This window comes from Nonomuraea sp. NPDC005692 (genome assembly GCF_040631115.1).
Taxonomy (GTDB): Bacteria; Actinomycetota; Actinomycetes; order Streptosporangiales; family Streptosporangiaceae; genus Nonomuraea.
Genome location: NZ_JBEXYU010000043.1, coordinates 52,346 through 74,617, shown reverse-complemented (window position 1 = coordinate 74,617; position 22,272 = coordinate 52,346). Strand labels below are relative to the sequence as shown.

Annotated in this window: 23 protein-coding genes; 18 read left to right on the top strand and 5 right to left on the bottom strand. The window is 71.1% G+C overall.

What is annotated here, in order from left to right; translation table 11 throughout:
- Positions 1 to 54: 54 nt before the first annotated feature.
- On the bottom strand, positions 55 to 942 hold the full coding sequence (locus tag ABZ459_RS47320) for a peptidylprolyl isomerase (protein ID WP_357986182.1): 888 nt from the start codon (positions 940 to 942) through the stop codon (positions 55 to 57).
- Positions 943 to 1,112: 170 nt separating this feature from the next.
- Between ABZ459_RS47320 and ABZ459_RS47315 the strand changes: the two genes are divergently transcribed.
- The 17 genes from ABZ459_RS47315 to ABZ459_RS47235 all read left to right on the top strand — a co-directional run bounded on the left by ABZ459_RS47315 (position 1,113) and on the right by ABZ459_RS47235 (position 18,917).
- Positions 1,113 to 1,613 (top strand): hypothetical protein, encoded by a 501-nt coding sequence (locus ABZ459_RS47315; protein WP_357986179.1) that lies wholly within the window; start codon positions 1,113 to 1,115, stop codon positions 1,611 to 1,613.
- A 9-nt stretch (positions 1,614 to 1,622) separates the two neighbouring features.
- On the top strand, positions 1,623 to 2,924 hold the full coding sequence (locus ABZ459_RS47310; protein ID WP_357986176.1) for a replication-associated recombination protein A: 1,302 nt from the start codon (positions 1,623 to 1,625) through the stop codon (positions 2,922 to 2,924).
- Between the two features lie 31 nt (positions 2,925 to 2,955).
- A complete protein-coding gene (locus ABZ459_RS47305) occupies positions 2,956 to 3,687 on the top strand; it encodes a cyclase family protein (RefSeq protein WP_357986173.1) in 732 nt (243 codons plus the stop codon).
- Between the two features lie 172 nt (positions 3,688 to 3,859).
- Entirely contained in the window at positions 3,860 to 4,234 is a 375-nt protein-coding gene (locus tag ABZ459_RS47300) for a DUF948 domain-containing protein (protein WP_352327837.1), read from the top strand.
- Positions 4,231 to 4,461 (top strand): hypothetical protein, encoded by a 231-nt coding sequence (locus ABZ459_RS47295; protein ID WP_352327836.1) that lies wholly within the window; start codon positions 4,231 to 4,233, stop codon positions 4,459 to 4,461. Before ABZ459_RS47300 ends, ABZ459_RS47295 begins: the two co-directional genes overlap by 4 nt.
- Positions 4,462 to 4,483: 22 nt before the next feature.
- Positions 4,484 to 7,156, top strand: a complete 2,673-nt coding sequence (gene alaS / locus ABZ459_RS47290; RefSeq protein WP_357986170.1) for an alanine--tRNA ligase — start codon at positions 4,484 to 4,486, stop codon at positions 7,154 to 7,156.
- Between the two features lies 1 nt (position 7,157).
- Entirely contained in the window at positions 7,158 to 7,640 is a 483-nt protein-coding gene (ruvX, locus tag ABZ459_RS47285) for a Holliday junction resolvase RuvX (protein WP_357986168.1), read from the top strand.
- A gap of 439 nt (positions 7,641 to 8,079) precedes the next feature.
- Positions 8,080 to 9,153 (top strand): endolytic transglycosylase MltG, encoded by a 1,074-nt coding sequence (gene mltG / locus ABZ459_RS47280; protein WP_357986165.1) that lies wholly within the window; start codon positions 8,080 to 8,082, stop codon positions 9,151 to 9,153.
- Positions 9,154 to 9,364: 211 nt separating this feature from the next.
- A complete protein-coding gene (gene mltG, locus ABZ459_RS47275; protein WP_357986162.1) occupies positions 9,365 to 10,522 on the top strand; it encodes an endolytic transglycosylase MltG in 1,158 nt (385 codons plus the stop codon).
- An 85-nt stretch (positions 10,523 to 10,607) separates the two neighbouring features.
- On the top strand, positions 10,608 to 11,492 hold the full coding sequence (locus ABZ459_RS47270; protein ID WP_357986159.1) for a shikimate dehydrogenase: 885 nt from the start codon (positions 10,608 to 10,610) through the stop codon (positions 11,490 to 11,492).
- 300 nt (positions 11,493 to 11,792) lie between these two features.
- Complete coding sequence (infC, locus tag ABZ459_RS47265) at positions 11,793 to 12,419, top strand: translation initiation factor IF-3 (RefSeq protein ID WP_357986194.1); 627 nt, start codon at positions 11,793 to 11,795, stop codon at positions 12,417 to 12,419.
- Positions 12,420 to 12,543: 124 nt separating this feature from the next.
- Positions 12,544 to 12,738, top strand: coding sequence for a 50S ribosomal protein L35 (rpmI, locus tag ABZ459_RS47260; RefSeq protein ID WP_125635662.1), 195 nt, complete (start codon positions 12,544 to 12,546; stop codon positions 12,736 to 12,738).
- Positions 12,739 to 12,762: 24 nt separating this feature from the next.
- Entirely contained in the window at positions 12,763 to 13,149 is a 387-nt protein-coding gene (gene rplT / locus ABZ459_RS47255; protein WP_357986156.1) for a 50S ribosomal protein L20, read from the top strand.
- A gap of 76 nt (positions 13,150 to 13,225) precedes the next feature.
- The gene (locus ABZ459_RS47250; protein ID WP_357986153.1) at positions 13,226 to 14,029 is read left to right on the top strand and encodes an RNA methyltransferase; all 804 of its coding nucleotides are present in this window, start codon (positions 13,226 to 13,228) and stop codon (positions 14,027 to 14,029) included.
- Between the two features lie 50 nt (positions 14,030 to 14,079).
- Positions 14,080 to 15,171: an ATP-binding protein gene (locus tag ABZ459_RS47245; protein WP_357986150.1), complete on the top strand. Its 1,092-nt coding sequence runs from the start codon at positions 14,080 to 14,082 to the stop codon at positions 15,169 to 15,171.
- A 150-nt stretch (positions 15,172 to 15,321) separates the two neighbouring features.
- The gene (pheS, locus tag ABZ459_RS47240; RefSeq protein WP_357986191.1) at positions 15,322 to 16,362 is read left to right on the top strand and encodes a phenylalanine--tRNA ligase subunit alpha; all 1,041 of its coding nucleotides are present in this window, start codon (positions 15,322 to 15,324) and stop codon (positions 16,360 to 16,362) included.
- A complete protein-coding gene (locus tag ABZ459_RS47235) occupies positions 16,362 to 18,917 on the top strand; it encodes a phenylalanine--tRNA ligase subunit beta (protein WP_357986147.1) in 2,556 nt (851 codons plus the stop codon). Before pheS ends, ABZ459_RS47235 begins: the two co-directional genes overlap by 1 nt.
- A 45-nt stretch (positions 18,918 to 18,962) precedes the next feature.
- Here the strand turns inward: ABZ459_RS47235 and ABZ459_RS47230 are convergent, their stop codons facing one another.
- Positions 18,963 to 19,571, bottom strand: a complete 609-nt coding sequence (locus tag ABZ459_RS47230; RefSeq protein ID WP_357986144.1) for a Uma2 family endonuclease — start codon at positions 19,569 to 19,571, stop codon at positions 18,963 to 18,965.
- Positions 19,572 to 19,651: 80 nt separating this feature from the next.
- Here ABZ459_RS47230 and ABZ459_RS47225 point away from each other — a divergent pair, with 80 nt between their 5' ends.
- A complete protein-coding gene (locus ABZ459_RS47225) occupies positions 19,652 to 19,885 on the top strand; it encodes a hypothetical protein (protein WP_357986141.1) in 234 nt (77 codons plus the stop codon).
- Between the two features lie 41 nt (positions 19,886 to 19,926).
- On the opposite strand, the gene ABZ459_RS47220 is transcribed toward ABZ459_RS47225, so the two are convergent.
- From ABZ459_RS47220 to ABZ459_RS47210, 3 genes are all read right to left on the bottom strand, one after another.
- Complete coding sequence (locus tag ABZ459_RS47220) at positions 19,927 to 21,234, bottom strand: MFS transporter (RefSeq protein ID WP_357986138.1); 1,308 nt, start codon at positions 21,232 to 21,234, stop codon at positions 19,927 to 19,929.
- 96 nt (positions 21,235 to 21,330) lie between these two features.
- Positions 21,331 to 21,690, bottom strand: coding sequence for a nuclear transport factor 2 family protein (locus ABZ459_RS47215; RefSeq protein WP_357986135.1), 360 nt, complete (start codon positions 21,688 to 21,690; stop codon positions 21,331 to 21,333).
- A gap of 51 nt (positions 21,691 to 21,741) precedes the next feature.
- Complete coding sequence (locus ABZ459_RS47210) at positions 21,742 to 22,146, bottom strand: hypothetical protein (RefSeq protein WP_357986132.1); 405 nt, start codon at positions 22,144 to 22,146, stop codon at positions 21,742 to 21,744.
- Between the last annotated feature and the right edge of the window lie 126 nt (positions 22,147 to 22,272).

Genomic DNA, 22,272 nt, shown 5'->3' with positions numbered 1-22,272 from the left:
GGGCGGGCCCCCGAAGGCGCGGGGGGGGCCGCCCCGCCGTCGTCGTCGCGGGTGCTACCGCACGGTGACGCGCTTGATGATGATCGGGTTCTTCGGCGCGGTCGAGCCGCCGTCGCCCACGATGTCGTCGCCGTTGACGATGACGCCGTCCTTGGCGACCTTCTCGATGATCTCCAGGCCCGAGCGCACCATGCCGAGCACCGAGTACTGCGGCTCCAGCTGGCCGTTCTCGTCCGACAGCGAGATGGCGAACTGGCTGCTGTTCTGCCCCGCAGCGCCGTCGGGCTGGGTCAGGAAGACCACGCCCTTGGTGTAGGACATGCCGACGGCCTCGTCGCCGAACACGTAACCGGCCGTGCCCTGCCCGTCGGTCGGGTTCCTGCCGTCGGCCTTGGCCTGCGGGTCGCCGCACTGCAGCAGGTACAGGCCGGCCGTCTCCGGCGTCACCAGCCGGTGGCACTTGGTGTTGTCGTAGAAGCCCTTCTTGGCCAGGAACGCCATCGAGTTGACCGAGCACGGGGTCGCGTTCGCGTCGACGTCGATCACGATGTCGCCGTGGTTGGTGCTCACGGTCATCGTCTTGAGCTTGAGGTTGGGCCGCTTGCCCGGCAGGCCGACGAACTTGTTGGGCGCGGATTCGTCACGCTTGTACGTGCACGACACCTTGCCCGCCTTCCTCGGCGGCGTGGTGCTCGGCAGCGCGGTCGGCGCGGGAGAGCTGGTGCTGGCCGAGGGCGAGGGCGTGCTCTCCGCCGCGACCGTCTTCTTGTCGTCGCCCATCAGGTTGGTCGCGGCGAAGATGCCGCCCGCCACCACGACGACGGCCACGCCCGCGCCGATGAAGGTGTTCCGCCTGGCTTTGGCGGTCTGCTCGGCCGCGCGCCTCGCCTGCCGCTCCTTGTGCTCCCGGGCCAGCTCGCTCTGGCGGTCGTCGCCGCTCACCGGTTGTCTCCTTCATCTTTGCCGACACATGACCAAACAACTCCGCGAATGCTACCGGCCTCCGATATGTGCCGGGCGTAAGTGGCGGAAGCCGCAGAGTGGGGCAAGTGAGGAGAGAACCTTCTCGCGGACGGATACGTAGTTCAGGTGAGCCCCTCCAAGGAGTGACCGTGTTCGACCAGATCCTCGGCCTGCCGGCCCATCCGCTGATCGTGCACCTCGCCGTGGTGCTGACGCCGCTGCTCGTCCTCGTGGGCGGGGCGTACGCGCTGGCGCCTCGCGTACGGGCCGTGACGGCCTGGGCGGTGGTGCTGCTGGCCGTGGCCGCCCCCGCGGCGGTCCTCGCGGCCAAGGAGAGCGGGGAGAGCCTCAAACGGGCCCGCTTCGCCGACGTGGACGGCCCGCTCGGCGCGCGCGTCGCCGTCCACGAGGGCTACGCGACCCCGCTGCTGCTGTCGGCCGCCGGGCTCGCCGCCGCCTGCCTGGCGCTGGTGTACGCCACCACCCCCGCCCGCGGCTCGCTCACCTCCGACCGGTTCGGCAGGCCCGTCACGCTGGTCCTGTCGGCGCTGACGGTCGTCCTGGCCGCCGTGGCGGGCTACTTCTGCTTCCGGGCGGGCGACACCGGGGCCAGGGCCGTGTGGGCCGCGGCGGTTCTGACCGGCGTGTAATCTCGCGTTGTGGATAGCCTGTTCGATTCGGCGGCTGAGGAGGCCACCCCGCAACCCCTCGCGGTGCGGATGCGCCCGCGCACCCTCGACGAGGTGATCGGCCAGCGGCATCTGCTGGGCCCCGGCACCCCGCTGCGGCGGCTGGTCGAGAGCGAGGCCCCCATGTCGCTGTTCCTGTGGGGCCCGCCCGGCACCGGCAAGACGACCCTGGCCTACGTCGTCTCCAACGTCACCAAGCGCCGCTTCGTCGAGATCTCCGCCGTCTCGGCCGGCATCAAGGACGTCCGCGCCGCCATCGACAACGCCCGCCGCGAGCTGGGCATGAGCGGCCGGCAGACCGTGCTGTTCGTCGACGAGGTCCACCGCTTCAACAAGGCCCAGCAGGACGCGCTGCTGCCGGCGGTGGAGAACCGCTGGGTCACCTTCATCGGCGCCACCACTGAAAATCCGTCCTTCTCGGTCATCTCGCCGCTGTTGTCGCGCTCGCTGCTGCTCACGCTGGAGTCGCTGTCCGACGACGACGTGCGCGCGGTCCTGGAGCGCGCGGTGGCCGAGCCGCGCGGCCTGGGCGGGCGGCCCCGGCTCGCGCCCGAGGCCCTCGACCACCTGGTGCGCCTGGCCGGCGGCGACGCGCGCAGGTCGCTGACCTACCTGGAGGCCGCCGCCCTGCTGGCCGACGACATCACCGCCGAGGTGGTGGAGAAGGCCGCCGACAAGGCGGCCGTGCGCTACGACCGCCAGGGCGACCAGCACTACGACGTGATCAGCGCGTTCATCAAGTCGATGCGCGGCTCCGACGCCGACGCCGCGCTCCACTACCTCGCCCGCATGATCGAGGCCGGCGAGGACCCGCGCTTCATCGCCCGCCGCATCGTCATCTTCGCCTCCGAGGACGTCGGCATGGCCGACCCCACCTGCCTGCAGACGGCGGTGGCCGTGGCCCAGGCCGTGCAGCTCATCGGGCTGCCCGAGGGGCAGATCAACCTGGCCCACGCCGTCATCCACTGCGCGATGGCGCCCAAGTCCAACGCGGTCGTCAAGGCCATCGGCGCGGCGGTCGGCGACGTCCGCAAGGGGCTGATCGGCCAGGTCCCCGGCCACCTGCGCGACGCCCACTACCCGGGCGCGGCCAAGCTCGGCCACGGCGACGGGTACAAGTACCCCCACGACTTCGACCACGGCCTGGTGCGCCAGGACTACGCGCCCGAGCAGGTGCGCGACCGCCGCTACTACGAGCCCACCAGGCACGGCGCCGAGGCTCCGGTGGCCGACCGCTGGGCCCGGATCCGCGACTTCCTGCGCGGTTCCTGAGCCCTGCCCGCACGCTAGATTGATCGCCATCATGACCGACCATCGCGCGAGCTTCGACGCCCGCATCACCTTCGGCAACGGCGGCGACCTCGCCGTCCACGGCTTCCGCGTCGACCTGCCCGGTCCCGACGCCACCGAGGACGAGATCGCCGCGCTGTTCGTGGCCTCGCTCGGCCTGCTGATGACCGACGGCGTCGAGCTCGACAACGTCGAGATCTTCGCCGAGCCGCACAAGGGCACCAGGGGAGGGCCTTCCGACCGTGCCGCGCAGGCCGCGCCGGCGGCCGGGGGAGCGCTGGTCGAGCTGGCCCGCCCGCCCGCCGACGGCGGCACGTACCTGGTGGCGCCCGGCGGCGACCTGACCGGCCTGCCCCTGGCCCGCACCGCCGAGCTGCCCGCCGTGGTGGTGCGCGTGGCGGGAGCGGAGGCGCGGGAGGTCGGCGTGGGGGCGCTGGCCGCCTTCGACGTGCGCGGCAGGGCGGTGCTGCTGCACACCGGCGCGCGTGACGGGCGGAGTCTCACCCCTGAGGCCGCCGCGTGGCTGGCCGGGCAGGGCGCGTCCCTGGTCGGCACCGACGCCGACGCGGTCGGTGGTTCGGCGGCTCTCGCCGTGCTGCTGGCGGGGGGCGTGCCGGTCGTGGAGCGGCTGGCCGGGCTCGACCGGCTGCCGCCCACCGGCGCCCTGTTCACGGCCGCGCCGCCGTTCCTGGAGGGCGTCGGGCGGGTTCCCGTACGCGCCTTCGCCCGCGTCCCCGAGGCGTGACAGGAGGCGGGCCGGGCGGTGGAATGCCTGGTCGGAGCGGCATGTGATCGGTCAACGAAGTGTCCGCAGGTGGCCTCGCCGCCGGATCCGGCCCGTTTTCCTCACTAACGTTGTCGCCGGGACGCGATAGGGTTCTTGCCGTTCCGGCCCAGCGTACGAGGGAGATGAGCGGATGCTTACCGCTGGAGAGGTCGCCGGCCTGATCGCGGCCACGGGCTGGATTGTCCTGGTCTGCGTTCTCGCCATGGTGCTCGTCAAGCTCGCCAGGCTGCTCACCGAGACCACCAAGGCGGTCTCCGACCTGAACAACCGCCTGGTGCCGCTGCTCGACGACGTGAGCGTCACGGTCAACGAGACCAACAGGCAACTCGTCGCCGTCGAGGCCATCGCCCAGGACGTCAAGCAGGTCAGCGCGCACGCCGCCAAGCTCAGCGCGGTGACGCAGACCATCTTCACGGGCCCGTTGATCAAGGTGTCGTCGCTCGGCTACGGCGTGCGGCGCGCCATCGAGGCCCGCAGGCCCGCCCGGGTGAGGCGGTCCCGGTGATCAGACGGCTGTTCTACCTCTCGCTCGGCGCGTTCCTCGCCTTCTGGGTGATGCGCAGGCTGCAGGCGCTGCACCCGACCCACGTCGTGCGGCGCACCGCCGACGGCGCGGCGGGGATGCTCGCGCGGGTGAGAGACTTTACCTCTGACGCGCTCGGCGAGGCCGCCGAGCGCGAAACTCAGTTGCGGGCGCGCTTCGGGCTCGACAACGCTGAAATCGACAACTGACTACCAGCAAAGGATGGCCACAATGGAGTCGGCAGAGATAGCCCGCCGCTTCCTGCGCTTCTTCGAGGAGCGTGGGCACAAGGTCGTGCCCTCGGCCAGCCTGATCGCTGAGGACCCCACGCTACTCCTGGTTCCTGCCGGTATGGTGCCGTTCAAGCCGTACTTCCTGGGGCAGCGCAAGCCTCCGGCGTCACGGCTGGCCACCGCGCAGAAGTGTGTGCGCACGCCCGACATCGAAGAGGTCGGCAAGACCACCCGGCACGCCACCTTCTTCCAGATGCTCGGCAACTTCTCCTTCGGCGACTACTTCAAGTCCGAAGTGATCCCGTTCGCGTGGGAGCTGCTCACCAGGTCCGAGTCCGACGGCGGCTTCGGCTTCCCCGAGGAGCGGCTGTGGGCCACCGTCTACCTTGAGGACGACGAGGCCTACGACATCTGGCGCAACAAGGTCGGCGTGCCCGAGAGCCGCATCCAGCGCCGCGGCCTGGAGGACAACTACTGGCACATGGGCGTGCCCGGCCCCGGCGGCCCCTGCTCGGAGATCTACTACGACCGCGGCCCCGAGTACGGCAAGGAGGGCGGCCCCGTCGCCGACGAGGACCGCTACCTCGAGGTCTGGAACCTCGTCTTCATGCAGTACCAGCTCAGCCAGGTCCGTACCAAGGTCGACTTCGACATCTCCGGCGAGTTGCCGGCCAAGAACATCGACACCGGCATGGGCCTCGAGCGCATGGCGACGATCCTGCAGGGCGTCGACAACCTCTACGAGATCGACACCACCTACAAGATCCTCGACAAGGCGGCCGAGCTCACCAAGACCCGCTACGGCCGCGACCACCGCGCCGACGTGAGTCTGCGCGTGATCGCCGACCACGTGCGCACCGGCACCATGCTGGTCGCCGACGGCGTCATGCCCGGCAACGAGGGCCGCGGCTACGTGCTGCGCCGCATCCTGCGCCGCTCGGTGCGCAACCTGCGCCTGCTCGGCTCCGGCGACGAGCGCTACATGCACGAGCTGACCGACGTCGCGATCAACGTGATGGGCGAGCAGTACCCCGAGCTCAAGGTCGACGCGCCGCAGATCCACGGGATCATCGACGCGGAGGAGGCGTCCTTCCTCGGCACCCTCCGCACCGGCACCGCGATCTTCGACGTGGCCGTCGAGGAGACCAAGCGCAAGTCGGGCACGACGCTCTCGGGCGACCAGGCGTTCAAGCTGCACGACACCTACGGCTTCCCGATCGACCTGACCCTGGAGATGGCGGCCGAGCAGGGGCTCAAGGTCGACGAAGAGGGCTTCCGCCGCCTCATGAAGGAGCAGCGGCAGAACGCCAAGGCCGACGCGGCGGCCAAGAAGACCGGCAACGCCGACATCTCCGTCTTCGGCCACCTGCTGGAGAAGGCCGGCAAGATCGACTTCCTGGGCTACGACGAGACCGAGGCCGAGACCTCCGTCGTCGGCATCCTGGTCGACGGCGTCAGCGTGCCGGCGGCCGGCGCGGGCACGACCGTCGAGATCGTGCTCGGCCGCACCCCGTTCTACGCCGAGGGCGGCGGCCAGCTCGCCGACCAGGGCGTCATCCGCACGGCGGGCGCCGAGGTCGAGATCATCGACGTGCAGTCGCCGCTCAAGGGCCTGATCGTCCACCGCGGCAAGGTCCGCAGCGGTGAGCTGAAGGCCGGCGACGAGGCGCAGGCCGAGATCGACGTCGAGCGCCGCCGGGCGATCTCGCGCAGCCACAGCGCCACCCACCTGGTCCACCGCGGCTTCAAGAACGCGCTGGGCGAGACGGCCGCGCAGGCGGGCTCGGAGAACTCCCCGGGCCGCTTCCGCTTCGACTTCACCGCGGCGGGCGCCGTCCCGGCCAGCGTGCTGCGCGACGTCGAGGACGAGGTCAACGCGGTGCTGATCAACGACCTCAAGGTCAACGCGTTCTACACCTCCCAGGCCGAGGCCAGGGCGATGGGCGCGCTGGCGATGTTCGGCGAGAAGTACGGCGACGAGGTCCGCGTGGTCGAGATCGGCGACTACTCGCGCGAGCTGTGCGGCGGCACCCACGTCCACAGCTCCGGGCAGCTCGGCCTGGTCAAGGTGCTGGGCGAGCAGTCGGTCGGCGCGGGCGTGCGTCGCGTCGAGGCGCTGGTCGGCATCGACGCCTTCCGCTTCCTGGCCCGCGAGAGCGTGCTGGTGGCCCAGCTGTCCGAGCAGCTCAAGGCGCGCCGCGAGGAGCTGCCCGAGCGCATCGAGGGCATCGTCACCCGCCTGCGCACCGCCGAGAAGGAGCTGGAGAAGGTCCGCTCGGCGCAGGTGCTCCAGGTGGCCGGCGAGCTGGCGTCCCAGGCCCGTGACCTGCACGGAGTCTCCGTGGTGACACACCGCGCGCCTGATGGCACCGGCGCCGACGACCTGCGTAAGCTCGCGCTTGATGTGCGTGGCAGATTCCCGGCCGACCGGCCGGCGGTCGTGGTGATCGCCGGCGCCCCCTCCGACCGGCCCGTGGTGGTCGCCGCGGTCAACGAGGCGGGGCGCGAGCGGGGGCTCAAGGCCGGAAGGCTGGTCGGCGTCGCCGCCAAGGCTCTTGGGGGTGGCGGTGGCGGCAAGGACGATGTCGCGCAGGGCGGCGGTACGCGGCCCGAGGCGATCGGCGACGCGCTCGGCCTGGTCGAACAGGCCATCGGCGAGCAGATCGGATGACATGAGGTTCGGTTCGCGGATCGGCGTCGACGTCGGTTCCGTACGCATCGGCGTGGCGCGCAGCGATCCCAGCGGGACGCTGGCCACGCCGGTCGAGACCGTGCGCCGGGGCAAGGGCGACCTCGACCGCCTCGCCGAGATCGTCGCCGAGCACGAGGCGATCGAGGTGATCGTGGGGTTGCCCACGTCGCTGTCCGGGCGTGAGGGGCAGGCGGCCGGGCTGGCCCGCGCGTTCGCCGCCGAGCTGGCCGGCCGGCTGGCTCCCACGCCCGTGCGGCTGTTCGACGAACGGCTCACCACGGTCGCGGCCCAGCACGGGCTGCGGGCCAGCGGCGTCAGCGCCAAGAAGCAGCGCGGGGTCGTCGACCAGGCGGCCGCCGTCGTCCTTCTCCAGGACGCCCTCGACTCCGAACGCGCCACAGACAGACCACCAGGCAGGCCCGTCGAACCGCCCCCCGCGGCGGCCGACGGACCTGCCTCATGACCGGGCGGCACCGCGAGGCCCGCGACGGGGCCCGCCACAAGGGCATGGCCCGTGCGCAGGCTCCGATGCCGCCCGCCGGGCGTACGACCGGCGAGGTGGCCGCGTGAACACCACCCCCGACGACGACGGCGACGAGGTCATCCCGTTCCGGCGGACGGACTCCGAGCAGGAGACACTGCCGCTTCCGGCGGCCGAGGAGCACGCCGGGAGCAGCCAGTGGCCGGTGGGCGAGGACCCTGCCGGGAGCAGCCCGCGGCCGGTGGGTGAGAACCCTGCCGGAAGCAGCCCATGGCCGGTGGGTGAGAACCCCGCTGGGAGCAGCCCATGGCCGGTGGGTGAGGACCCTGCTGGGAGCGGCCCGCGGATGGCAGGTGAGGACCCTGCCGGGAGCACGCCGCATCCGGTGGGCGAGGGTTCCGCCGATGGCAGATCGCACCCGATGGCCGAGGAGTCTGCCGGGAGCAGCCGGTCGTCGCGCCGTGGCCGGGCCCTGGGCAAGGCGGGGCTGATCTCCGCCGCGCTGGTCGCCGCCCTGGTCGCGGCGGGCGCGGGCGTGCTCATGGTGGTCAGGCCGTACCTGAGCCCCGAGGACTTCGAGGGCGTGGGCAGCGGGACGGTCACCGTCCGCATCCCGCCAGGGGCGAACGCCGAGGACATCGGCACGGCGCTGGCCGACGCCGGCGTGGTGGCCAGCTCACGTTCGTTCGTGAACGCGGCCCAGGAGCGGGCCGTGGCCAACCGGTTGCGTCCCGGCCACTACCGGCTGCGCAAGGGCATGGCCGCCGGCGCGGCGCTCGACCTGCTGCTCGCGCCCGCCTCCCGGCTGGTCAGGCGGGTGGCGGTGCCGGAGGGGCTGCGCGCGGGCGAGGTGCTGCGGCGCGTCGCGCAGCTGGCCGCGCTGCCGCTGAAGGAGCTGCAGAGCGTGGACAAGAGCCTGCTCGGGCTGCCCTCGTACGCGCCCGGGATCGAGGGTTTCCTGTTCCCGGCCACCTACGACGTCGAGCCAGGCGACAAGGCGGTGGACGTGCTGGCCGCCATGGTGGAGCGGTGGGGCGTGGCCGCCCGGCAGATCCACCTGGCGGAGGGGGCCCGCCGGCTCGGCCTGACGCCGCTGGAGGCGCTCACGGTCGCCAGCCTCGTGCAGGCGGAGGGCGGCACCGACGCCGATTACCCCAAGATCGCCAGAGTGATCTACAACAGACTCAGGAGCAATACGCCGCTGGAGCTGGACACCACGGTGCTCTACGCGCAGAACCGTCGGTCACTGAAGGTCACGGAGAGCGACACCAAGGTGAACTCGCCCTACAACACCTACCACCGCCGCGGACTGCCGCCGGGGCCCATCGCCAATCCTGGTGAGAAGGCGCTGCTGGCGGCGCTGAACCCAGCCGCGGGTGATTGGCACTGGTTTGTGACGACGGATCCGGCGCATAGAATCACCAAATTCACCAACAAAGAGAGCGAGTTCGTGAGATACCGGGAAGAGTTGAACAAGAACCTCGGGACGGACTGATGTTCGGCGGGACCCCCCCTGTGCCCGCGCAAAAGCCCCATACCGGGTCATGCGCCCTCTTCCCATCCCCTAGCATGGCTACCCAGAGTGATCTCCGCTGGTCGTGGGAGCATGCCCGGCGGATCCCCCCGTTTCGCCCGGTGAGCTCCGCCGGTTCGGCACAACCGCTTGACGCCGAACGGGCCGTACCGGGAGATTGGCCAGCGCATCTATGAGCGATCTCGATCTGAACTCCCTGCTCGGCACCGAGGACGACGAGGGTCGGTCCCGGCGCCGTACCCGTGGCTCCGGCAAGCGCGGCGGCAGCCGCCGGCGGCGCCGACGCCGTAACCGGGGCGGCTTCGTCGCGCCGTTGCTCGCCTTCGTCGTGCTGGCGGGCATCATCGGCGGCGGCGGCTACTACGGCTACCTGTGGGTCAGCGACGCCCTCGTGCCCGACGACTACACCGGTCAGGGCACCGGCGAGGTGATCGTCGAGATCAAGGACGGCCAGAGCGCGTCGGAGGTGGCCGAGGAACTGGTGCGCCTCGGCGTCGTGGCCAGTGCCAGGGCGTTCAGCACCGCCATCGGCAACGCCGGCAAGAGCGGGTCGCTCCAGCCCGGCCAGTACAAGATGCGCAAGAAGATGTCGGCGGCCGGCGCGGTGGCGATGCTGAGCCCCGAGAACAAGCTGCTGGCCAAGGTGGCGGTCAAGGAGGGCCTGCGCCTGTCCGACACGCTGTCCACGCTGGCCAAGGCGACGGGCAAGCCGGCCAAGGGGTTCGCGGCCGCGGCCAAGGACACCGCCGACCTCGACCTGCCGTCGTACGCCAAGGGCAAGCTGGAGGGCTACGCCTTCCCGGCCACCTACGACTTCCCGCCCAACGTCACCCCGTCCCAGATCCTGGGCGCGATGGTCAAGCGGTTCAACCAGACGGCCGAGGAGGTCGACCTCGAAGGCGGCGCCAAGGCCCTGGGCCGCAAGCCGCAGGACATCGTGGTCATCGCCAGCATCATCCAGGCCGAGGCCGGCCGGTTCGAGGACATGCCCAAGATCTCCCGGGTCATCTACAACCGGCTCGACCGCGACCCGGAGATGAAGCTGGAGATGGACAGCACGGTCATGTACGCACTCAACAAGTACCGCACCGCCGCCACCATCGCCGAGACGAAGACCAAGAGCCGGTACAACACGTACATGTACCTCGGCCTGCCGCCGGGCCCGATCTCGAACCCCGGCCAGCACGCCATCGAGGCGGCGCTCAACCCGGCCAAGGGCGACTGGCTCTACTTCGTCGCCACCGACCCCAACAGCAGCGTCACCAAGTTCGCCACCACCGAGGCCGAACGCCAGGCGCTGCTGGCCGAGTACAAGCGGAACGGCGGCTGACCTCCGCCGCCAGGGGGCCGTCCGACGACCGGCGGCCCCCTGCGGCGTGGTAGGAGTAGGGACCGTGTTTCCGGAAGGAGTGTCGATGCGGGCTGCGGTCATGGGCTCGCCGATCGGGCATTCGCTCTCGCCCCACCTGCACAGGGCCGCCTACGCGGCGATGGGGCTCGACGGGTGGAGCTACGAGGCGATCGAGTGCGACGAGGCGCGGCTGCCCGGCCTGCTCGCCGGGCTGACCCCCGTGCGCGGACAGCGCGGCGGTGAGCAGGGCGGTGGTGAAGAGGGCGACGGCGAGCGCGCGTGGGCGGGGCTGTCGCTGACGATGCCGCTCAAGCGCGCCGTGCTGCCGCTCCTCGACACCGTCTCCGATCTGGCCGTCGAGGTGGGCGGGGCCAACACCGTGGTCTTCGCCGACGGCCTGCGCCACGGCCACAACACCGACGTCCACGGCATCGAGCAGGCGCTGGCCGAGGCGGGTGTGCCCGCGCCGCGGTCGGCGACCGTCCTGGGCGGCGGCGCCACGGCCGCCTCCGCGCTGGCGGCCCTGCGCAACCTGGGGCTGTTCGCGGCCACGCTGCTGGTCCGCGACCCGGCCAGGGCGGGGGAGACCGCCGAGGTGGCCGAACGGCTGGGCGTGGCGCTGGCGGTGGAGACGTTGGACAAGCTCGACGCGTACACGGGGGTGGACCTGGTGGTCTCCACGCTGCCCGCGGGGGCCGCCGATGCCTTCGCCGGGCGGCTGGCCCGCGTGCCGGCGCTGTTCGACGTGGTCTACGCCCCCTGGCCCACCAAGGCGGCCATGGCGGTCCGCGACGCGGGCGGCACGGTGGTCGGCGGCTTCGCGATGCTCCTCCACCAGGCGGCGCGCCAGGTGGAGCTGATGACCGGCCGCGTGGACGTGCCGGTCGAGGCCATGCGCGCGGCGGGCGAGGCCGAGATCGCCCGGCGGTCCGCGGCCCGTCCGCAGTGATCTACCCGGCGATTGCCCGCGCCGTCGGGATGATTCGAGGCGCGTGCGTGGTTGTGGTAATGTAGCTCTCTGATCGGTCCGGCATGCCTTGCTGGACGCGCAAGCGGAGGTCTCCCTCCCACCCGAGTCGCCGAAAGGTGGCCGGGTCCAGGATCACGCCGGACTCTCCGGGGAGCTCGAGGCCACGAAGCCACAGAGCTCAGTGGCCCCGCATGCGCGACGTGCGGGGTTTTTCGCGTCTTCGGCGCGGAAGGCCCCCGCCACGACGAGCACGTAGGGATCGCAAACCTAGGAGGCCCCATCAGCACTGAGCCCCGCATCAACGAGCGTATCCGAGTTCCCGAGGTTCGCCTCGTGGGCCCGAACGGCGAGCAGGTCGGCATCGTCAGCATTCACGACGCGCTGAAGCTCGCCCAGGAGGCCGACCTCGACCTCGTCGAGGTCGCGGCCACGGCTCGACCGCCCGTGTGCAAGCTCATGGACTACGGCAAGTTCAAGTACGAGTCCGCGATGAAGGCGCGCGAGGCGCGCAAGAATCAGGCGCACACGATCATCAAGGAGATCAAGCTCCGGCCGAAGATCGACCCGCACGACTACGAGACCAAGAAGGGTCACGTGGTGCGGTTCCTCAAGGCGGGGGACAAGGTCAAAGTCACGATCATGTTCCGCGGGCGTGAGCAGTCCCGGCCGGAGCTCGGCTTCCGGCTGCTGCAGCGGCTGGCCGAGGACGTCCAGGAGCTCGGGTTCGTGGAGTCCCAGCCCAAGCAGGACGGCCGTAACATGATCATGGTGATCGGTCCGCACAAGAAGAAGGCCGAGGCCAAGGCCGAAAAGGCTGCCGCCAAGGCGCAGCGTGGCGAGGAGCCTTCCGCGTCGGAAGAGGAGTCTTCCGTACCGGAAGCGGAACCTTCCGTACAGGAAGCGTGACCTGCGGCTGGGGTTAGCCTTACACCACGCGCCCCGGCAGCCACCGGCAGACGAACAAGCCGCGACCGGGCCGGCCAGCACCGGCCCGGCCACCGGCACGACCGAATTGAGGAGAGACGGCGACATGCCGAAGATGAAGACGCACAGCGGTGCGAAGAAGCGGTTCCGGCTCACCGGCACCGGCAAGCTCAAGCGCCGCCGCGCCAGCCGCGCGCACTACAACGAGTGGAAGTCGTCCACGCTGACGCGTCGTCTCAAGGGTGAAGTCGTCGTTTCGCCGGCAGACACCAAGAAGATCAAGAAGCTGCTCGCCAAGTAGCGCGAACCCCCGGGGAGAAGAAACATGGCACGCGTGAAGCGGGCGCTCAACGCCAAGAAGAAGCGCAAGGTCGTCCTCGACAGGGCGAGCGGTTACCGTGGCCAGCGGTCGCGGCTGTACCGCAAGGCCAAGGAGCAGATGCTCCACTCGATGACGTACGCCTACCGGGACCGCAAGGACCGTAAGGGTGCGTTCCGCCGTCTGTGGATCCAGCGGATCAACGCCGCTGCCCGCGCCAACGGCATCACCTACAACCGCCTGATCCAGGGCCTGCGTCTGGCCAACATCGAGGTCGACCGCAAGATCCTCGCTGACCTCGCGGTCAACGACGGCCCGACCTTCGCCACGCTCGTCGAGGCCGCCAAGAAGGCGCTCCCGGCGAACGTGAACGCTCCGGCCACCGCGAGCTGAGGTCGCCTTCAGACACAGAGGGCCCACCGTCACGGTGGGCCCTTTTGCTGTATCCACGCACGATCAGGGGGAGAGCATGGCCGGGTCCGAGCTGACCAACGTGAAGTCGCCGAGGGTGAAGGCCGCACGCAGGCTCACCAAGCGCGCCTTCCGGGAGCAGGACCGCAGGTTCCTGGCCGAGGGGCCGCAGGCGGTGCGCGAGGCGCTCAAACTCGACGGGGTGACGCTGGAGCTGTTCACCACGGCCGAGGCCGAGCTGCGGCACGCCGAGCTCATCACCCAGGCCACGCTGCAGGGGGTGCCCGTCCACCGGGCCAGCGGCGAGGTCATGTCGGAGCTGTCCCAGACCGTGACCCCGCAGGGGCTGCTGGCGGTGTGCCGGCTCGTGCACGTGCCGCTGGAGGAGGCGCTGGCCGGGGAGCCGAAGCTGGTCGCGATGCTGGCGCACGTACGCGATCCGGGCAACGCCGGCACCGTCATGCGGGCGGCCGACGCCGCCGGGGCGGACGCGGTGATCTTCACCGACGCCTCCGTCGACCCCTACAACGGCAAGTGCGTACGCGCCAGCGCGGGCAGTTTGTTTCATCTGCCGGTCGTCATCGGTGCACCGGTCGCCGCCGCCGTGCGTCAACTGAGGGAGCGGGGCATGCGCGTGCTGGCGGCCGACGGCGCGGGCAAGCACACGCTCGACGACGTGGATCTTTCCGGACCGACTGTGTGGATCTTCGGGAACGAGGCATGGGGACTGCCGGAGGAGATACGCGCCGAGGCGGACGATGTGGTCAGAGTGCCCATCTACGGACAGGCTGAAAGTCTCAACCTGGCCACCGCAGCGGCCGTGTGCCTTTACTCCTCCGCCAGGGCTCAGCGAGTGCCCTAGGCGGCCGGAAACCCGCTATTGTCGGCGTTGTAGGCGGAGGAGGCGAGGTCGTGCACGGCGCAGAAACCGACGGGCGAGTCGTGGCCGCCGCGTGCACGATCTCCATCGACGACCTCCCCGACGGCCTTATCGTGACCGACCGATATGGGTGCGTGCTGGCCGTCAACCGGGCCGCCGCCCGGCTCACCCGGGTCGCCATGGAGCGCGCCGTGGGCCGGGAGATGAACGAGGTCTTCCCCTTCCGCGACCACGACGGGCGCGAGTGGTGGAAGGCGCTCGATCCCGAGGGCGGGCTGCGTACCAGGACCAGGGTCCCCGAGCGGCCGCTGCACCTGCCGGGCGGCCAGGAGCTCTACGTCGCGGCCCGGCTGGTGCGCGAGCCCGAGCGCGGTGGCGAGGTCGAGCGGGTGACGATCACCCTGCGCGACGGCGGCGCCCGCGCCCGCCTGGAGCGCAGCCGCGCCGACCTGGTCTCCACCGTGGCCCACGAGCTGCGCTCGCCGCTGACCAGCGTCAAGGGCTTCACCGCCACCCTGCTGGCCAAGTGGACGCGCTTCACCGACGAGCAGAAGCGCGTCATGCTGGAGACCGTCAACAACGACGCCGACCGCGTCACCCGGCTCATCACCGAGCTGCTCGACGTCTCGCGCATCGAGTCCGGGCGGCTGGAGGTGCGCCGCCAGGTCGTCGACCTGCCGGCCAGGGCGCACCGGCTGGTCGCCGGCCGGGTCGCGGCGGGCGACTCGGAAGACCGCTACCGCCTGATCGTCGGCGACCGCCTGCCGGAGATGTGGCTCGACCAGGACAAGATCGACCAGATTCTGGGTAATCTGGTGGAGAACGCGGTGCGCCACGGGCGTGGCACCGTGACGATCGAGATCGAGTCCGTCGGATGGGGAGTGGCCGTGTCGGTGCGCGACGAGGGCGAGGGCATCGAGCCCGAGCTGGCTCCGCGCGTCTTCCGGCAGTTCTGGCGGGGCGGCAACAGCCGCAGGCGCGGCGGCACCGGGCTCGGCCTGTTCATCGTGAAGGGCCTGGTCGAGGCGCACGGTGGCACGATCACCGTGCAGCGCGCGCCCGAGGGCGGCGCGGAGTTCCGATTTACCGTGCCCACCGGCACACCCGACTTCGCCACGGTCTGAAGCCCCGAGCGGCTTGGCGCCCGTCGAAGTCGGTCCGGTGGGCGGGCCCCACTAGACTCATTTCCGCTCAAGCCCTGGATACGGAGCTCACTCTTGTCTGACTACGACCCCGTCGAGGTGACGCCGTTGCACGCCGACGAGCTGTCCCGCATGGAGGCCGACGCCCTCACGGCGATCAAGGCGGCCGACAGCCTCGACGCACTCAAGCAGGCCAGGCTGGCGCACGCGGGCGACCGCTCGCCCATCGCCCTGGCCAACCGCGAGATCGGCGCCCTGCCGCCGGCCGCCCGCGCCGAGGCCGGCAAGCGCGTCGGCGGCGCCCGCAGAGCGATCAACGAGGCGCTGGCCGCCCGCCAGGCCGAGCTGGAGGCCGAGCGCGACGCCCGGGTGCTCGTCGAGGAGACCGTCGACGTCACCCTGCCCTGGGACCGGCGGCCGCGCGGCGCCCGCCACCCGCTGACCACGTTGCAGGAGCGCATCGCCGACGCGTTCGTCGCCATGGGCTACGAGGTCGCCGAGGGCCCCGAGCTCGAAGGCGAGTGGTTCAACTTCGACGCGCTCAACATCGCCACCGACCACCCCGCCCGCTCCGAGCACGACACGTTCTTCGTGGACTCCACCGAGTCGGGCATGGTGCTGCGCACCCAGACCTCGCCGGTGCAGATCCGCGCGCTGCTCCAGCGCGAGCTGCCGGTCTACGTGATCTCGCCGGGCAAGACGTTCCGCACCGACGAGCTCGACGCCACGCACACCCCGGTCTTCCACCAGACCGAGGGGCTGGCCGTCGACGAGGGCCTGACCATGGCCCATCTCAAGGGCACGCTCGACAGGTTCGCCGAGGTCATGTTCGGCGAGGGCATCACCACCCGGTTCCGGCCGAACTACTTCCCCTTCACCGAGCCGTCCGCCGAGATGGACCTGAAGTGCTTCGTCTGCCGCGGCGCCTCGGCGATCCCCGGCAACCCGCCGTGCCGCACCTGCAAGTCCGAGGGCTGGATCGAGTGGGGCGGCTGCGGCATGGTCAACCCGCGGGTGCTCATCGCCTGCGGCGTCGACCCCTCGCGCTACTCCGGGTTCGCGTTCGGCATGGGGATCGAGCGCACGCTGATGTTCCGCCACAACGCCGAAGACATGCGAGACATGATCGAGGGGGACGTGCGCTTCACGCTCCCGTTCGGAATGGAGATCTGATGAAGGTCCCGCTCTCCTGGCTGCGGGAGTACGTCGACCTCCCGGCGGCCACCGCGCACGAGGTGGCCGACAGGCTCACCATGGCCGGGCTCAAGCTCGAGGCCATCACCTCCTACGGCCACGACGTCAAGAACGTCGTCGTCGGCGAGGTGCTGGAGATCGAGGAGCTCACCGGCTTCAAGAAGCCGATCAGGCACTGCAAGGTCGAGGTGGGCGAGGCGACGCCGCGCGAGATCGTCTGCGGCGCCACGAACTTCGTCGCCGGCGACCGCGTTCCCGTCGTGCTGCCCGGCGGCGTGCTGCCGGGCGGGTTCGAGGTGGGCGCGCGCAAGACGTACGGGCGCATGTCCGAGGGCATGATCTGCTCCGAGCGTGAGCTGGGCCTCGGCGACGACCACAACGGCATCATGGTGCTGCCCGCCGGCACGCCCATCGGCACCGACGTGGTCGAGCTGCTCGGCCTGCGCGACGACGTGATCGAGCTGGAGATCACGCCCGACATCGGCTACGCGCTGTCCGTCCGCGGCGTGGCCCGCGAGGTGGCCACCGCGTTCGGCGTGGCCTTCCGCGACCCGGCCGACGTCGAGGTGCCCGCCGAGACCGAGCCGTCCTGGCCGGCCTCCATCGGCGACCCGACGGCCTGCGACCGGTTCGTGCTGCGCGAGGTGCGCGGCTTCGACCCGGCCGCCCAGAGCCCGCTGTGGATGCGGGTGCGGCTGAGCCGGTCCGGCATGCGCCCGGTGTCGCTGGCCGTCGACATCACCAACTACCTGATGCTGGAGCTGGGCCAGCCGCTGCACGCCTTCGACCGGTCGAAGCTGACCGGCGAGATCGTCGTACGGCGGGCCCGGGCGGGCGAGCGGCTGGAGACGCTCGACCACGTCGTGCGCGAGCTCGACCCCGACGACATCCTCATCACCGACCAGTCGGGCCCGATCTCCATGGCGGGCACGATGGGCGGCCTGGAGACCGAGATCTCCGACGGCTCGACCGACATCGTCATCGAGGCCGCCCACTTCTCGGCCACCGGCATCTCGCGCGAGTCGCGCCGGCACGGGCTGGTCTCGGAGGCGTCCAAGCGGTTCGAGCGCGGCGTCGACCGCGAGCTGCCGCTGGTCGCCTCGTGGCGGGCGGTGCGCATGCTGGCCGAGCTGGGCGGCGCGACCGTGCAGCCCGGCGTGACGCACGCCGAGGTCGACGTCACGCCGGCGCGCATCGCGATCCCGGCCGGTCATCCGTCGGCTGTGGCGGGCGTCCCGTACTCCAAGGAGGTCGTCGTCGGCCGCCTGGAGCAGGTGGGCTGCCTCGTGGCCGACGGTGACGACCCGGCGGTGCGCGAGGGCGGCGTCGACCCGACCGGCGTCGTGACCGGCGGCGAGCTGGCCGCCAGGCTGGCCGTCACCGGCCCCGACATGATCACGGTCACCCCGCCGTCGTGGCGGCCCGACCTCACCGACCCCAACGACCTGGCCGAAGAGGTCATCCGGCTCGAAGGCTACGACCGGCTGCCGTCGGTGCTGCCCAGCGCTCCGGCGGGCGCCGGGCTGACCGAGGCGCAGCGGCTGCGCCGGCGGGTCGGCCGGGCGCTGGCCGAGGGCGGCTACGTCGAGGTGCTCAGCTACCCGTTCATCGGGGCCGACGACTTCGACCGGCTGCAGCTGCCCGCCGACGACGCGCGGCGCCGGGCCATGCGCCTGGCCAACCCGCTGTCGGAGGACGAGCCGCTGATGCGCACGACGCTGCTGCCCGGCCTGCTCAAGACGCTGGTCCGCAACGTCGGGCGCGGCTTCGGCGACGTGGCGCTGTTCGAGACGGGCGCGGTCTACCGGCCCCGGGAGAACGCCCCCGCCGTCGCTCCGGTGCTCGGCGTCTCGCGCCGTCCCACCGAGGAGGAGCTGGCCTCGATCGAGGCGGCGCTGCCCGACCAGCCGCTGCGGGTCGCGGTCGTGCTGGCCGGGGAGTTCGAGCGGTCCGGCTGGTGGGGCTCCGGCCGGCAGGCCTCGTGGGCCGACGCCGTGCAGGCCGCCCGGCTGATCGCCGCCGAGTCGCGGGTCGAGCTGTCCATCAGCGCCGACCAGCACGAGCCCTGGCACCCGGGCCGGTGCGCCGCCCTCTACGTGGGCGACACGCTGGTGGGGCACGCCGGTGAGCTGCACCCGCGGGTCATCGAGGCGTACGGGCTGCCGCCGCGCACCGCCGCGATGGAGCTGGAGCTGTCGCGGCTGGAGTCGGGCATGCCGGGTCCGGCGCAGGCGCCGCCGGTGTCCCCGTACCCGGTGGCGACGCAGGACGTGGCGCTGATCGTGCCCGACTTCACGCCGGTGGCCGACGTGGAGGCGGCGTTGCGCGACGGGGCCGGCGAGCTGCTGGAGTCGGTGCGGCTGTTCGACGTCTACGCGGGTGAGCAGGTGGGCGAGGGGAACAAGTCGCTCGCCTACACGATGCGGTTCCGGGCGGCGGGCCGTACGTTGACGGTCGAGGAGACGACGGCGGCCAGGGACGCGGCGGTGGCGATGGCGGCCGACCGCGTGGGAGCCCAGCTCCGCAGCGCCTGAGTCGACCAGAGGGGGCCGGTACGGATCGCCGTACCGGCCCCTTTGTCATGTGGTGTAGAGCGTCGTGAGGTCGATGTCGATGTCGAACGGCGCGGTCAGCTTGAGCCGGTCGTGGTGGATGCCGGTGTTGGCATAGCTGTTGGTGGCCGGGTCGATTTCGTAGACGTAGACCACCGGCAGGCCCGAGGCTTCCTCGATGCGCCAGAAGTGAGGGATGCCTGCCTCGGCGTAGAGAGTGGGCTTGCGCTTCCTGTCGCGGACCACCGAATCAGGAGAGACGACCTCGACGGCGAGAAGGACGTCTTTGGCGTCGAAGTAGGTGACGTCTTGCTGAATGACGGCGTTGGGGCCTAGCACGATGAGATCCGGTTCAGGCCGTTGTTTGGGCCCCAGTTTCACGCTCATCTCCTGGCGAAGACGGTAGCCCTCGGGGGCAGCCTCTCGCAGCTGGAGATGGAGCTGGAAGATCACTGTGTGATGGAAGTCGCGCTGGGGGCTTACGAAGGCCAAGCTTCCATCAATCAACTCTGTGTGCGCAGGCAAATCCGGAATGTGATCGAGGTCTTCGGCGACGTAGCCCTGCGGCGGGGGGAAGGCCCAGTCGGGGAGTGAGGAAGAGGACTCCATCTTGAAGATCACCGCTTCGGCAGTCATGATCCGACGCTAACCAATGTATTCCGTGCACGCTCGGTGAACGAACGTACACGCGTTCAACTCGCGGGAGAATGTGGGGCATGAGGCAGTTGCTGGTGTTCGGCGAGCGTGGGGATGCCGAGGAGGTCGCCGAGACGCTGGGGGAGTGGTTCCCGGGGCTCGGGGTGCCGCGGGTGGTACGGGAGACGCTCGCCGGTGAGGACGACGCCGAGGACGCCCAGTGGCTCGTCGTCGTGGACGGGCTCGACGAACAGGCCCTCGGCAAGGTGGATGAGCTGGTGGAGCGGTACGAAGGCTGGCGCGAGCCGGAGTAGGCCCGCCCCCGCCGGTGGGACGGCCGTGTGGGGCGGGCCGGTCAGGCAGGGGTGGGCTGGTCGGACGACTGCTGGGCGCGGCGGGCGCGTTCGGTGATCGCGTGTTCGTCGGTTCTGGCGTCGTAGCGGCGGAATCTGGGCAGGGCGGCGGCCAGGCCCAGGACGGCGCCCACGCACAGCAGGCCGCCCGCGCCCAGCGAGAAGCGGGTGCCGCCGAAGTTGGCCATCAGGCTCGCGCGGGCGTTGCCCAGCATCGGGCCGCTGGCGTACGACAGCAGCTCGATGCCCGCCAGCCGCCCGCGCAGCTCCTGCGGGATGGTCTGGTTCCACATCGTCGTGCGGAAGATGCCGCTGATCATGTCGGCCGCGCCGGCGAGCGCGATGCACAGGAAGACCAGCCACACGCTGGGGGCCAGCGCCGTCAGCGTCATCGCCACGCCCCACAGCGCCGCCGCGACGATCACGCCGAGGCCCTGCCGCTGGACGCGGGCCGTCCAGCGGCCGGTCACCGAGGCGGCCAGGGCGCCCACGGCGGCGGCCGAGTACAGCAGGCCGAGCGACTCGGGCGAGCCCAGCTCGTCGGCCAGGAACGGGAACAGCGCGTTGGACATCGCGAACACCATGGCCGCGATGTCCACCAGGTACGTGCCCATGAGGTCGCTGCGGCCGGTGGCGTACCGCACGCCCTCGACCAGTGACCTGAGCGAGGCCGGCGCGGCGTCCTCGACGGGCGGCAGCGACCTGATGCGCCACAGCAGCGCCAGGGAGAGCACGAAGGTCGCCGTGTCGATGGCGTAGGCGACGTGCGTGCCGAGGTGGACCAGCAGCAGGCCGCCCAGTGCCGGGGCGACGATCGCGCCGACGTTCCAGCGCAGGCTGTTCAGCACCGCCGCCGCGGCCTGCTGGTCGTGCCGGACGACCTGCTGCATCACCGCCTCCAGGCTCGGACGCTGCAGGCAGGCGATGCCGGTGGACAGGGCGCCCATCACGTACAGGACCCAGACCTGCGGGTGCGGGAGCATCGCGTTGACCACGAGGGCGGCGGTGGTGACCAGCAGGCCCAGCTCGCTCAGCACGATGATCCGGCGGCGGTCGAGCGCGTCGGCGATCGCGCCGCCCCACAACCCGCACACCACCATCGGCACGAACTCCGCAAGGCTCATCAGCCCGACCGCGACGTAGGAACCGGTCAGTTCCTTCATCTGGTACGGCAGCGCCACCATGGTGATCATCGTGCCGAACATGGTGACGACGCCGGCGCCGAACAGCAGGCGGTAGTCGCGGGAGTCGCGCAGCGGGCTCAGGTCGGGTGACAGCTGACGGAGCAGGCGCATGAATGATGCGGGCACGAAGTCTGATTGTCGGACCACGTCCGCGATGAGGGCAAATCATTTAGGAGCGGCGAAGGCCCCCGGGGGGAACCGGGGGCCTTCGCGGGAGGGGCGTCAGGCCGCGGGCACCTTGTCGAGGAAGCCGAGGACCTTGCGGATCCGGCCGTCCTCGGCCAGCTCGACCACGTCGAAGCCGACGGCCAGGGGCTCCTCGCCGGCCGGGCCGAGGTGCCAGGTGAAGCGGGCGATGTGGTGGTGGGCGTCGAACACCTCGCCCGGCGTGAACACCAGGCCGGGGAACATGCCCTGCGCGCCCTCGATCACGGCGGCGATCCCGGCGTGCCCGGCCACGTCGGCCATCGGGTCGGTGTAGGTCGCGTCCTCGGTCCACAGCTCGGCGACGGCCTTGGCGCGGGCGTCGGCGTCGGTCTCGTTCCAGGCGGCGATGTAGCGCTCGACGAGTTCGGCGGTCATGATGATCTCACTTTCTGCCAGGAGTTCTTTCAACGGTTCTCAGGAGAGGTGTCAGCGGCGGGCCTTGCGCAGGCCGGTGATCTGCAGCTCGGCGAACAGCCCCACGACCAGGGCCTGGGCGATGGCCCAGACGGCGCCGAGCGTGCTGAACTCGAGCGCGCCGGTCACGACTGCGACCACGCTGCCCAGGGTCCAGGCGATGTTCAGGCCGATGACGGCCTTGACGGCGGCTCGGTTGATCGTGGGGCGGGAGGCCAGCAGGCCGACGGCGGCGCCGTACACGAGGAGGAAGATCCCGATCTCGCGCAGCAGGCCGGCGCCCGGGCCGAGCAGGTCGCTCGCGGGGCCGGCCAGGGCCAGGTAGACCAGCCCGTTGCCGCCGGTGACGACGGCGTCCGCGACAAGCGCGAGGCGCAGGAACTTGGTCCGGTCGGCGGTGACGGTGAGGGCGGTCATCTCGGCTCCTTCAAGTGCTGGTTGCGACACTTGAACGATGTCAGCCGGGGCGTAGGGGCCGCGATTACGCGCCAGGTAATGAAGTCCGCGAACCCGCCGCCGACCTGCGGGTTCTTCGGGCAGAAA